The 13,053-nt window shown below is 70.5% G+C and carries 9 protein-coding genes; 2 read left to right on the top strand and 7 right to left on the bottom strand.

The annotated features are described in order from the left end of the window. Positions 1–84: 84 nt before the first annotated feature. On the top strand, positions 85–696 hold the full coding sequence (locus KIK06_RS24315) for a TetR/AcrR family transcriptional regulator (protein WP_268645246.1): 612 nt from the start codon (positions 85–87) through the stop codon (positions 694–696). Here the strand turns inward: KIK06_RS24315 and KIK06_RS24310 are convergent. Next, positions 632–1,423: a helix-turn-helix transcriptional regulator gene (locus tag KIK06_RS24310; RefSeq protein ID WP_268645245.1), complete on the bottom strand. Its 792-nt coding sequence runs from the start codon at positions 1,421–1,423 to the stop codon at positions 632–634. The two genes, KIK06_RS24315 and KIK06_RS24310, sit on opposite strands and share 65 nt — an antisense overlap. Positions 1,424–1,563: 140 nt before the next feature. On the opposite strand from KIK06_RS24310, the gene KIK06_RS24305 reads away from it, so the two are divergent. After that, positions 1,564–2,115, top strand: coding sequence for a TIGR03086 family metal-binding protein (locus tag KIK06_RS24305; protein ID WP_268645244.1), 552 nt, complete (start codon positions 1,564–1,566; stop codon positions 2,113–2,115). A gap of 16 nt (positions 2,116–2,131) precedes the next feature. Here KIK06_RS24305 and KIK06_RS24300 read toward each other — a convergent pair whose 3' ends face one another. The 6 genes from KIK06_RS24300 to KIK06_RS24275 form a co-directional block, all read right to left on the bottom strand. Next, on the bottom strand, positions 2,132–4,204 hold the full coding sequence (locus tag KIK06_RS24300) for an ABC1 kinase family protein (RefSeq protein WP_051059235.1): 2,073 nt from the start codon (positions 4,202–4,204) through the stop codon (positions 2,132–2,134). A gap of 313 nt (positions 4,205–4,517) precedes the next feature. Continuing rightward, positions 4,518–6,164 (bottom strand): D-alanyl-D-alanine carboxypeptidase/D-alanyl-D-alanine endopeptidase, encoded by a 1,647-nt coding sequence (dacB, locus tag KIK06_RS24295; protein WP_442789797.1) that lies wholly within the window; start codon positions 6,162–6,164, stop codon positions 4,518–4,520. A gap of 332 nt (positions 6,165–6,496) precedes the next feature. After that, positions 6,497–8,683 (bottom strand): ABC transporter ATP-binding protein, encoded by a 2,187-nt coding sequence (locus KIK06_RS24290; protein ID WP_268645243.1) that lies wholly within the window; start codon positions 8,681–8,683, stop codon positions 6,497–6,499. Beyond that, the gene (locus KIK06_RS24285; RefSeq protein WP_017600489.1) at positions 8,680–9,600 is read right to left on the bottom strand and encodes an ABC transporter permease; all 921 of its coding nucleotides are present in this window, start codon (positions 9,598–9,600) and stop codon (positions 8,680–8,682) included. Before KIK06_RS24285 ends, KIK06_RS24290 begins: the two co-directional genes overlap by 4 nt. After that, positions 9,593–10,603, bottom strand: coding sequence for an ABC transporter permease (locus KIK06_RS24280; protein WP_017600490.1), 1,011 nt, complete (start codon positions 10,601–10,603; stop codon positions 9,593–9,595). The genes KIK06_RS24285 and KIK06_RS24280 overlap by 8 nt, the downstream gene beginning before the upstream one ends. An 83-nt stretch (positions 10,604–10,686) precedes the next feature. Further along, entirely contained in the window at positions 10,687–12,387 is a 1,701-nt protein-coding gene (locus KIK06_RS24275) for an ABC transporter family substrate-binding protein (protein ID WP_268645242.1), read from the bottom strand. Positions 12,388–13,053 lie beyond the last annotated feature (666 nt).

Here is a 13,053-nt window from a genome sequence, read left to right as displayed (position 1 = left end):
CCGTCGGCTGGACGCACCCCTCCCGGCGGTGACGCCCTCGTCCCGGGCCCTGTCAGCCGCGGGCATGACCGGACACCACGGACAATGGGACACGTGAGCGAGACCGAGCACATCACCGACGGCCGGCGGCGCAAGGGCGAACAGCGCCGCCGCCTCCTCCTGAACGCCACGATGCGGATCATCGAACGTGAGGGCGTGGCCGCCGTGAGCCAGCGCCGGGTCGCGGCCGAGGCCGAGGTGCCGCCGAGCGCGGTCACCTACTACTACGCGGCCGTGGACGACCTCCTGGTGGACGCCCTCACCAGGGTCAACGACACCTACGTGGCCGCGATCGCGGCGCTGCCCGACGATCCCGACGACGCCCTGCGCGGATTCGCCGCCCTGGTGGCCACGGGGTCGGACGCCGACCGGGCGCACGTGATGGCCGAGTGCGAGCTCTTCCTCATCGCCGCCAGGCGGCCGTCCATGCGGACCCAGATCAGGCGCTGGAACCAGGCCGTGGACGCCTTCCTCGCGCCCTACCTGCCCGACCCGGTGGCCAGGGCCGGGGCCGCCGCCGCCATCGACGGCCTGTTCCTGCGCTGCTGCACCGTCGAGCCGGCGCCGAAGGTGGACGAGGTGCAGGCGGTCCTCAGCCGCCTGGTGTCCCCCGGCTCCGCCCCAGAGCCGCGTACCGGCCCGGGGGTGTCCCGATGACGGAGGTGAACTCGCGGGTCAGGTGGGACTGGTCGCTGTAGCCCAGCTCAGCGGCGAGCGCGCCCCAGTCCGGCCGTTCCCCTGACCGGGCGCGCTCTGCCGCCTCGTAGAGCCGGTAGCGGCGGATCACCGTCTTGGGCGGGAGGCCCACGTGGTCGGCGAACCGGCGTTGCAGGAGACGCACTCCGATCCCCTCACGACCGGCCAGGGCGGACACGCTCACCACCGACGGGTCGGCGGCCAGCCGGTCCACGAGGTCGGCGGTGTCCTCCGCGGGGTGGCGCCGACCGGGGAGCCGCGCGGCCAGGAGGCCGTCCATCCACGCGATCAGGGACTCGGGGCCGTCGTGGTCGGGGACCTCCGCGTCGAAGAGCTCCGACCACGGCAGGGCGGCGTCGACGATCGTGCTCATGGGGCGACCGAGGAAGGGCCGGAACCCGGCGGGGCGAAACATCACCCCCAGTGCCCAGCCGGATCCCTCCAGCCGACGGGGGACCACGCGTGTGGCGGGCCCGTACACTCCGGCGCCCCCGCCGTGGAACACGACGTTGACCACGGGGTGCGGCAGGACCCGTTGGACGTGCGGGGCGCACCCGGTCAGGTCCCACGCGGTCACCCAGTAGCGGTCCACGAAGCGGGAGACGGGCGCCGAGGGCGCGTGGCGGTCGAGCCGGAAGCGGGTCAGCCCGGTCTCCGGGTCGAGGATGCCGCGCGCGTCCTGTTCCACGGGCCGTGGTCCCGACCGCCCGGCGCCCGCCGCTCGATCACACATTTTCGAACACCTGTCTGTCGCGTTTGTTCAAGACGGCGCGGGTTCGGCCGAAGCAGACTGGGCGCCACTGACGATTCCGGGGAGAGGGTTGCGCCATGAGTGACATCGCCAAGCGCTACGACCGGCTGTCCACCGCGTTCGCCGCCGCCGTCGCGGCCGTTCCCGAGGATGGATGGGCGGCCCCCACCCCCTGTCCGGGCTGGACCGCGCGCGACCTCGTCCGCCACGTCGTGGACACCCAGGGCATGTTCCTCGGCCTGGTGGGCCGCGAACTCGGGGACATCCCCTCGGTGGACGACGACCCGTCCGCCGCGTGGGAGGCCGCCCGGACGGTGGTCCTGCGCGATCTCCACGATCCCGAGCGCGCCGCCGCCGAGTTCGACGGACTCTTCGGCAGGAGCACGTTCGCCGAGGCGGTCGACCGCTTCCTGGGGTTCGACCTCGTGGTCCACCGCTGGGACCTGTGCCGTGCGACGGGACAGGACGAGCGCATCGCACCGGAGGATGTGAGCTGGGCGCGCGAGACCGCCGCCGCGTTCGGTCCGAACCTGCGTCGCGAGGGCGTGTGCGGCCCCGAACTGACCCCGCCGGAGGACGCCGACGAACAGACCCGCCTGCTCGCCCACCTCGGCCGCCGCGCCTGGTAACCGCCGGGCACCACGGTCAGGCGTCCGTCTCGCGGGGCGCGGCGCCGACCTTGGTCATGCCGACCAGCAGACGCAGGATCATGAGCACCGAGGCGGCCAGCAGCGCCCAGGCCGCGATGTTGAGCACCTGGGCGCGCGCGGGCAGCTCGGCCCACACCACGTCGGGGCCCTCGGTGACGTTGAACAGCCCCACCGACATCAACCCGGTGGCGAAGGTCAGGGCCGTGAGCACCGCGCGCTGGGTCACTGCCCGGAGCAGTGCGCGGTCGGCGGGGTGGGCGAACGGGCGCACCCGGACGGTGAACCTGCCCTTGTGCAGCTGGTCGGTGACCCGGTCCAGTCTCCGGGGCAGGCGCCGGAGCGTGGGGATGAGCGCGGCCAGCTCCGCCATCGCGGCGTCGCGGACGTTCTGACCGGTCAGGGCATCGGTCATCCGCTCCTCCGCGAACCTGCGCGCCTCGGTGATCGTGTCGAACCCCGGGGAGAGGTGCACCAGCGTGCCCTCCAGCGTCGCCAGGGCCCGGAACACCGCCGCCATCTCGGGCGGCAGCGAGAGGCCGAACCGGGTGACGATGAGCATCAGCTCGGTGAACATGCGCATGCTGGCGGTCGCGCCGCCCTGCAGGTACCGCGCCATGAACTGGCCCAGGGCCCGGCGCAGGCGTTCCTCGTCCGCTCCGGAGGAGTCGTCCACCACGTCGAGCAGGGTGTCGGTGAGCAGGACCGCGTCGGTGCGGTCGACGGCCAGGACCATCATCCGCAGTGCCTCGCGGGTCTGGCCGTCCAGACGGCCCACGGATCCGTAGTCCAGCAGCCCCACGCCGCCGTCGTCGAGCAGCAGGATGTTGCCGGGGTGCGGGTCGGCGTGGAAGATGCCGCTGAGCATCACCTGCTCCAGCAGGCAGTCCAGCAGCACGCGGGCGAGGTGGCCGCCGTCGGTCCCGCTGAGGTCGGCGCCGCCCAGGGGTGTGCCGTGCAGGCGTTCCATGACCAGGACCCGGCGCGTGGTGTAGGCCTCGTGCACGGTGGGGATGCGCACCGGAGAGCCGGCGGTGGCCTCGGAGACGGCGGCGATGTTGGTCGCCTCCACCTTGAAGTCCAGTTCCTCCAGCAGCGCCTCGGCGAACCCCTCCGCCAGGTCCACCACCCCGATGGCCGGGCCCCAGTCGGTCCCCCGCTGGAACCTGCGCGCCAGCCGCCGGATGATGTCGAGGTCGCGGTGGACGACCGGCCCCACGCCGGGGCGCTGGACCTTGACCACCACCTCCTCCCCGTCCGCCAGCCGGGCCAGGTGGGCCTGGGCGATGGAGGCGGCGGCGAGCGGTTCGGCGGAGAAGTCCGCGAAGACCTCGTCCAGGGGGCGGCCCAGTGAACCCTCGACACACGCGCGGATCTGCTCGAACGGTACGGGCGCGACCTCGCTGTGCAGGCGGCCCAGTTCCTCGACGAACACCGGGGGCAGCAGGTCGCGGCGGGTGGCCATCACCTGCCCGAGCTTGACGAACACCACCCCGGCCTCCTCCATGGACCGGGCGAGGGAGCGGGCGAGGCGGCGCTGGGTGGAGGCGTCCTCCCCGCCGTCGCGGGGGCGGGTGACGTACCCCCACAGCCCGTGTCTGGCCAGGATCCACACGATCCGGCGGTAGCGGCCGATCCGTTTGGACCAGAGCACGACCGCGCGTGCGGCGGCCACCGGACGCAGTCGCGTGCCCTGCGGCAGGGCGAGTTCGAGGGCGACGAAGACGAGCAGCGCCGCGGCCGCCGTGGACAGCGCCATCAGGGCGATGAAGCCCGGCCCCACGGGCTCCTGGTAGGGGTCGAAGTCCGGTGAGTCGGGCACGGTGCCGAAGTAGAGGAGCACGCCGGCGATGCTGCCGAGCACCATGCCGACCGCTCCGGCGAACACGAGTCGTGGCGCGTTGAAGGGAACGCCCATCATCCGGCTCGCCAGGACGCCCAGTCCCAGCAGCAGGAGGACGAAGAGGACCGGCGAGACGATCTGCCCGAACCACGCCGCGCCGTCCGCGACCGCCGAGCCCAGCAGGGCGGCCGACGCGTGTGCGGGAAGCTCCTGGAGGCGGCTGAACATGACCACGGGCCCTTCCGGGGCGTCATGACGGGCGCGCCCTTCCGTGGGCACGCACGTCAGCGGAGAGGTGACAACGGTGTGGCGCCGTGGATCCCGGGATGGCGAGTGCTGGAGGCGGGGACGCCCGACACCGAGTCTGCCACTTTCCGGTCCTTCGCGGGCGATCACGTCCACAGCCTGTGGACAACCCCCCGCGATCCCCGAACACGTGCCCACCCGGTCCCGACGGTGAGCGGGGCGCGCCCCGAGGGAGCGCGCCCCGCCGTGTCGACCGTCGGCCGATCCGTCGGCCGACGCCCCGATCGTCAGTCGATCAGCAGGTCAGCTCCCACGAGCACTCCAGCTCGCCGCTGCCCTGCCGCTGGACGGACCCCCTCTGGGAGAAGGTCGTCACCGGAGCCTCGTGGCCCAGGTACTCGGCGATCCGGATCGCGATCCCGTCCTGCACGTGGTACGGCGCCCAGCCCGAGTGACCGTTGTTGATCACGCTGAACACCAGGTCGCGCCCGTCGGGTCCGGTGACGTACCCGGACAGGGCACTGACCCCGGACATCGTGCCGGTCTTGGCCTGGACGACGCCGTCCGCGGCCGTGCCGCCCATCCGGTTGGTGAGCGTGCCGCCCACCCACGGGTCGGGGTCGCCCGCCACCGGGATCGCCGCCCGCCACGTGTCGAACCAGGAGGCGTCCCGCACCCGCGTGTACAGGTCGGTGACGGCGTCGGCGGTGACCCGGTCGGTCCGGGACAGGCCGGAGCCGTCGTTGAGGACGAGGTCGCCGGTGTTCACGCCGAGCCCGGCCACGGCCTCCTCGACGCCGACCAGACCGGCCGACCACGAACCCTCGTCGGCGACCTCGCGGCCGATGCTCTTCACGAGCATCTCCGTGTGCCCGTTGTTGCTGAACTTCAGCAGCGGGACCAGCAGTTCGCCCAGCTGGTCGGACTCGTGGTCGGCGAGCACCTCGGCGTCCGACCCGTCCTGCGGGGTCTCGCCCAGGGTCACGTCACCCCGGACCCGGACCCCGTGCCGCTCCAGCGACTCCCGGAAGACGTGCCCGGCGAAGGCCGCGGGCTCGTCGACCGTGCGCAGCCGCACCACCGGCTGGGCGTCCTCGGGCAGCGAACCGGTCACGGTGATGGTGTTGGTGCCCGTGGGGCGGTCGATGACGACGGAGCCGCTCTCCCCGGCCGCCACGGTGACGGCCTGGTTGTCCAGCTCCATGTAGCCCTCGGCCGCGCCCAGGTCCACGTCGACCGCCTCACCCTCCCCCGCCGGGGTGACCACGACCTCCGTGACTCCGGTGTCGAGACGTTCCCCGTGGGCGACGGTCAGGGCGGAGATCTGCGCGTTGTAGGCGTACGGCTCGTCCGAGGGCCACCAGTCGTTCACCAGGCGCTCGTCGTCGAACCAGGTGTCGTCGGCGACCAGGTCGCCGCGCACGGTCCTGACCCCGGAGTCGGCGACCTCCTGTGCCATCGCGTCCAGGTCGTCCGCGGTCAGCGAGGGGTCGCCGCCGCCGACCAGGAACAGGTCCGAGACGGAGGAGCCGCCCCGGCCGATCCGCTCCTCGACCATGACGTCCGTCGTGAACGTGTGGCCGGTGCCCAGGGTCTCCAGCCCGGCGGCGGTGGTGAACAGCTTCATGTTGGAGGCCGGCAGCAGGGGCGCGCCGCCGTCGCGTGCGTAGAGCCGCTCGCCGGTCTCCGGGTCGACGACGACCACACCGTTGGTCGCGCCCTCCAGGGCGGGGTCCTCCAGCAGGGCGTCGATGTCGGCGCGCAGGTCCGCGAGACGCTCCTGCCCGTCGACGGAGTCGGCGAGCGCGGACGAGGCGGTGAACGGCGCGAAGGCGACCAGGGGGATGGCCGCCATCGCGGCCGCGGCCATCCGTGTCCCGCGGCCGGAGCCGCGGACGCGACCACGTGTGGGGCGTGGATCGCTGGGGGTTTCGAGGGTCATGGATGTCCTCTACGAGATCATCGATCGGTACGGCGCCACGGGAATGGCGCCACGAACGTAGCCGACGGTGTCCCCGTCGGTCCACGGACTCGCCCGGGGAGGCGGGACGAGAGGGGCCCGCCGCCGCGGACGCCCTCGGAAAGACCCGCCACCGACCAGACGCGCCCACCGGTCCGATGCCGGAGGCGACGGTTTCGTTCACACCGCCGTCCCCCGTTCTCGACACCGCCCCGAGACGACGAGCCGCCCCGAGACGACGGGCGGCGGGCCGGGCGGCCGCGGCGCGGGATCGCGCCGGCCACCCGGCCCGCCGGGGTCCGAGGAAGCAGAGGTCAGATCAGCTCGACCACCTCCGAGTAGTGGCAGGCGTCGCGGTGGCCGGACCCTCGTTCCTCCAGTTCCGGGGGCTCCTCCACACAGCGGATCCGCTCCTCGTCGGAGAGTTCGTTCGCGAACTTCGGGCACCGCGTCCGGAACCGGCAACCCGACGGCGGATCGGCCGGGCTGGGAACGTCACCGGTCACGATGATCCGCTCCCGGGTGCGCTCCTTGACCGGGTCCGGCAGGGGAATGGCGGAGATGAGCGCCTGCGTGTAGGGATGCGCGGGAGCCCCGAACAGCTGGTCGGTGGTACCGGTCTCCACGATCCGGCCGAGGTACATCACGGCCACCCGGTCGGCGATGTGCTTGACCACCGACAGGTCGTGCGAGACGAACAGGTAGGACAGGCCCAGCTCCTCCTGGAGGTCCTCCAGCAGGTTGATCACCCCGGCCTGGATGGACACGTCCAGGGCCGAGACCGGCTCGTCCAGGACCAGAACCCGGGGGTTGAGCGACAGGGCGCGCGCGACACCGATGCGCTGGCGCTGGCCGCCGGAGAACTCGTGCGGGTACCGGGACCCGTGTTCCGGGTCGAGCCCCACCAGTTCGAGCAGCTCGCCGACGCGCCGCCGGGCCGAGCCGTTGCCCTCGCGGTGGATGCGCAGCGGCTCGGCGATGATGTCCGCCACCGTCATGCGCGGGTCCAGCGAGGCGAACGGGTCCTGGAAGACCAGCTGGAGGTCGCGCCGCAGCGGACGCATCTGGCGCGGGGTGAGCGCGTGCAGGGGCTGGCCCTGGTAGTGCACCTCCCCCGACGTCCGCTGGATCAGCTGCAACAGCAGCCGGGCGGTGGTCGACTTACCGCACCCGGACTCACCGACCAGGGCCAGCGTCTCCCTCTCACGCAGTTCCAGAGAGATCCCGGAGACCGCCTGTACCTCGCCGATCTTCCGCCTGAGCAGGCCCTTCGACCGGATGGGGAAGTTCTTCACCAGGTCGGTGACGGTGAGGATGGGTTCATCGCCCGCGAGATCGGGCGCCGCCTCCTCCCCGGCCCCGCCCCCGCCGACGGACTCCACCGTGTCGCTCTCCCCGGACGACTCCTCCCCGGGGCTGAACAGGTCCGCGGGGCTGGACTCGCCCAGGTCGGCGCTGAAATGGCACGCGGCGGAGTGCGTCGCGGGGTGGGCCACGGCGGTGGAGACGCGCTCGCCGTGCTCGTCGACCCCCAGCAGGAGCGGCTCCTCCTCGTGGCACAGCTGCCGCGCCATGGGGCAGCGCGGCGCGAAGGAGCACCCGGCAGGCATGGCGTTGAGGGACGGCGGCGTCCCGGTGATCGGGGTCAGGCGCTCGCTCCGGTCCGCGTCCAGCCGTGGCAGGGAGCCCAGCAGGCCGAGGGCGTAGGGCATCCGCGGCCGGTAGAACACCTCCTCCACGGGGCCCGACTCCACGATGCGGCCGCCGTACATCACGGCGACCCGGTCGACGTTCCCGGCCACCACGCCCAGGTCGTGGGTGATGAGCACGAGCGCCGCGCCGGTCTCCCGCCGCGCCGCGTTCAGCGCCTCCAGGACCTGGGCCTGGACGGTGACGTCCAACGCGGTGGTCGGCTCGTCGGCGATGATGACGTCGGGCTCGTTGGCCATCGCGATCGCGATCACCACGCGCTGGCGCATGCCGCCCGACAGTTCGTGCGGGTACTGCCTCAGCCGCTGCTCCGGGTGGGGGATGCCCACCAGCTCCAGCAACTCCAGCGCGCGTTCCATCGCCTTGGCCTTGCTGACGTTACGGTGCGCGAGCACGGCCTCGGCTATCTGGTAGCCGACGGTGTAGACGGGGTTGAGCGAGGTCAGCGGGTCCTGGAAGATCATCGCGATCTTCTCGCCGCGCACCTTGCTGATCTGCGCGTCCGTCAGCCCGACGATCTGCTGTCCCAGCAACCGCGCCGAACCGCTCACACGAGCGTTGCGGGGCAGCAGGCCCATGATCGCCATGGACGTCACCGACTTGCCCGACCCGGACTCGCCGACGATCCCCAGCGCCTCCCCCGCGCGCAGCACGTAGGAGACCTCGCGCACCGCCCGCAGCGGCCCGTCGTCGGACTCGAAGGTCACGCTGAGGTCGTCGACCTCCAGCACCACGTCGTCGCGGTCCACGGTGCCTTCCTTCTCCCTGTTCGTCGCGTCGGTCGCGGTCATCGGCGCTCCATGGTCTGTCGCGGGTCCAGGGCGTCGCGGAGCCCGTCACCGATGAAGTTGATCGTCAGACAGATGATCACCAGTAGGACACCCGGCGGGTAGAAGAGCCAGGGGCGGGTGGAGGCGGCCGTGCGGGCGTCGCCGATCATCTGGCCGAGGGAGATGTCGGGGAGTTGGATGCCGAAGCTGAGGAAGGACATCCCCGCCTCCAACAGGATCGCCACGGCCACCAGGAGGGTGGCGGCGACGATGATCGGCCCGGCCGCGTTGGGCAGCAGGTGCCGGACGATGATCCAGCCCGGCGACGCGCCCGCCGCCCTGGCGGCCTCCACGAACTCCTGCTCCCGCAGGGACAGCACCACGCCGCGGACGACACGGGCGATCTGCGCCCAGGAGAACGCGGCGATGATGAGCGCCACCGCCCACCACGTGGTGCCCCCGCGCACGCTTCCGGCGATCGCGGCGACCATGACCAGGAGCGGGACGATCATGAACACGTCGACGACCCGCATCATCAGGGAGTCCACCCGACCGCCGTAGTACCCGGCCGTGGCGCCCCACAGGGAGCCGACCACCGTGCCGAGGACCGACACGGTGAACGCCACCTTGAGGGTCTGCTGGGCGCCGCGCATGAGCTGGCCGAGCACGTCGTTCCCGGCGGTGGTGGTGCCGAGCGGGTGGTCGGCGTTGGGCGGCACGCTGGGCGGGACCTCCCGGTGGACGAGGTGGTCCCAGGTCCAGAGGTAGGGGCCGACGAAGGCGAAGAGGACGATGACGATCAGCAGCGCCAGGCTGATCATGGCGGGCCGGTGCCGGAGGAACCGCCGCGTGATCATCTGCAGCTGGGTGCGTTCGACGCCGCCCACCCCGTCGGCGGCGGTCTTCCGGACCGTGTCCGGCGCCCTGTTCTCACTCATAGCGGATCCTCGGGTCGAGCACGCCGTACAGCAGGTCGGCGATGAGGTTGGCCAGGATGACGGTGGTGCCGCTGAGCATCAGCCACGCCATGAGCGCGAAGGAGTCGTTGGCCGTCACCGCCTGGATGAAGAACTCGCCGAGTCCCCTCCATTGGAAGACCCGCTCGGTCAGAACGGTGCCGTCGATGATGGCCGCCATGCCGACGGCCACGACCGTCGTCAGGGGGATGAGAGCGGTGCGCAGGGCGTGCCGCCGGACGACGACGCGGTTGGGCAGTCCCTTGGCGCGCGCCAGGCGCACGTAGTCGCTGTTGAGCACCTCCAGCATGGAGGTGCGCTGGTACCGGCTCCACGACGCGAAGCTGGTCAGCATGAGCACGATGGTCGGCAGCGTCATGTACGCGAGGGCGTTGGTGAAGCGGCCCCACGGGGACAGCCCCTGCGCCTGGTAGGTGCCGTCGCCGACCGTGGCGAAGAACTGGGTGCCGACGAGTTCGTTGAACGAGACCCCGGCCTGCTGGACGATCCCGGCGAACCAGAAGGTCGGCATGGCCAGGGCGAGGAAGCCGACGAAGGTGAGGGTGTAGTCGAGCTTGGAGTACTGCCGCATGGCGCTGACCACGCCGGTCAGGATGGCCAGGCCGAGCGCGAAGACCATGGCCGCGCCCACGAGCCGCAGGGTGACCCCGAGGCGCTCGGCGATGTTCGCGCCGATGTCGTAGGTGGCGCTCTGGGTGGAGGGGCCGAACTTCCCCTGGAGCAGGCCGATGTCGCCGTTGCCGCCGACGCCGGTCATCCAGAGCCAGTAGCGCTCGGGCATGGACCGGTCGAGGTAGAGGCGTTCCGACTGGAGCTGGATGACCTCCGGGTCCGGGGGCGGCTGCATGACGCGCAGGTCGGCCAGGGGGTCGCCGGAGAGGTCGATGAGGACGAAGGTGAGGACGGACGCCAGGAGGAGGACGGGTATCGCGCCCAGCACGCGCCGCACCGTGTAAACGAGCATGGTGTGTGATCCTTCAGGGTGGACGAGGACCGGCCCGGGCAGGGGAGGGTGTCCCGTGCCCGGGCCCGGAGACCTGGACCGAGTTACTCGGCCAGGGCCCACTCACCGATGTTGTAGGTGGCGCGGAGACTGGTGTTGAGGTTGTCCTCGATGTTGGTGACCCGGTCGTTCACGAAGAAGTACTGCGGGTCGGCCAGGAGCGGGAGGACGTAGGCCTCCTCCACGAGGATCTCCATGGCCTGGTTGGCGTACTCGGCCGCCTCGTCCCGGTTGGGCGCCGAGCCCGTGGCCTCCGCCAGCTCGTCGATCTCCTCGTTGGAGAGGCCGCCGAAGTTGCTGCCGCTCTCGCTGTGCCAGAACTGCTCGGGGTTGCTGGTGAAGTAGGGGAAGCCGCTCCAGCCGAACTCGACGATGTCGTAGTCCTGGCCGCCGAGCATCTCGCCGAGGTTGTCGGTCATCTCGATGGTGGTCTCGACGCCGATCTCGGCCAGGTGCGCCTGGATCAGCTGGACGGAGTTGTTGCGGATGACGGTGTCGGTGGTGCGCAGACGGAACGGTCCGACCTGCTCGCCGTCGAGCATGAGGGTGTCGCCGTCGAGCTCGTACCCGGCCTCCTCGAGGATCTCCAGAGCGGCGTCGGTGTCGCCGCTGCCCTGGCCGGAGGGGGTGATGTGGTCGACGTAGTACTCGCTGTCGCTGCCGAACATGTGGTTGTTCTTCAGCTCGTACTCGGGGTAGGCCTCGCCGTAGGTGCGGCTGGCGATGTCGTCCCGGTCGATCGCGGTGAAGATGGCGCGGCGCAGCTCGACGTCCTGGAGCCACTCGTTCTCGGTGTTGAAGTCGATGTGCTCCCAGATGTTGCCCTCACCGATGGTGACGGTGGCGTTCGGGGCGCCCTCCAGCTGGGTGACGACGTCCGTGCTGAACTGGGCGGGGTTGGCGCCGTCGAACTCGCCGTTGTTGAAGGCGTTGACGAAGGTGCCCTCGTCGGTGTTGAACGGCATGATGATGCGGTCGAGCTGGACCGGGTCGCCCCACCACTCGGGGTTGGGCTCCTTGACGACCTGGTTCTCCAGGTCGCCCTCGACGATCATCCACGGGCCGCCGGACCACTCGGTGCGGGCCTCGTGCAGCCAGGTGAAGAACTCGCCGAGCTGGTCGGGGTCGTCGACGTCCCAGCCGTTCTCCTCCGCCAGGTGGGACGGGTAGAAGCCACCGCCGGCGCTGGTGGAGTCGAACAGGCTCATCCACTCGGGGTCGGAGAGCCCCTCCTCCAGGGTGATGGTGATGGTCTTGCCGTCGACCTCCATCGTGTCGATCATGTCGGCGTTGGTGGTGCCCCGGGAGTCGCACGTGGTGCAGTAGCCCTCGTCGGGGGAGGCGTACATCATCGCGGTGACGCGCAGGTCCTCACCGGTCATCGGCGTTCCGTCGCTCCACACGGCGTCCTCGGCGAGCGTGAAGCTGTACTGGAACGGGCCCTCGTCGAGGTCGTCGTTGATGACCATGGGCTCCTCGGCGAGGATGTCCAGGTCGTACTCATAGCTGCCGTCGGGCTGGAAGACCCCGGTGTGCGGGACCACTCCGGAGAGCATCTGGACCGTGTAGACACTGCCGCCCGCGCCGCTGATACTCGCCCACGCGGCCGGGAGGCTGTTGATCACCCAGGTGATCTCCCTGTCCCCCTCCGCTGGACCGCTTCCGCCACCGGAACAGGCCGTCAACACCATCATCGCGGAGGCGCCCGCCGCGGCCAGCGCGAGCGTTTTCCTTCGTTCGTGCATCAGTTACACCCTTGATCGCTAATACGAGCCGAACACGCAGCGTCGGAACACATGACGCATACCCCGCCGAAGTTAGGCGATTAGTCGTTCAGAAGACCATTAGGCGAAATGTCTGTATAGCCCCAATGCCGGATTCGTGACCCATCCGCAACCCGTTCGCTGCCGTCGCCGAGCGTGGCCGACACGGGATCTCAATACGTCGGCAACACACCGCGAAACCGCACAACTTCGCAGGTCAGAACCCTCCCAGCGAAGTTACCCAGCGAAGTCGGATTCGGACATGCCGAAAATGCGCGAAGACTCCCAAGGGATGACCATCGAAATCGAGTCCAAGGTCAACAGTGTTTATCCACGCGAGTGACCTACACCCACCCACACACCAAAGCGGACACAGGTGATTAAACCACTCAAATAATGCGATAAATTCCCGCCGCAGAGCGCATCGCCCACCAGCGACGACAGGGGAAGGACAAGGGTCCTTTCATCGGAAGGTCCGATGATAATCAGACTAATCAATCGAAACAGAACAACAAGCATCAACAGTCACAGATGAGTAGCCGACGCCGTGAAGTGGGGTGTCCGAAACCGCCGTCCGCAGGGGCGGGGAGCCGATAGGCTGCGATCGGCGACCGCCGTCACCCCGTGCAGTACCCAGCGAGAGAGGCA

This window comes from Nocardiopsis sp. EMB25 (genome assembly GCF_026797795.1).
In the GTDB taxonomy this organism is placed as follows: Bacteria; Actinomycetota; Actinomycetes; order Streptosporangiales; family Streptosporangiaceae; genus Nocardiopsis; species Nocardiopsis lucentensis.
The sequence above is the reverse complement of the archived record's forward strand: the minus strand, read 5'-3'. Positions and strand labels throughout refer to the sequence as shown.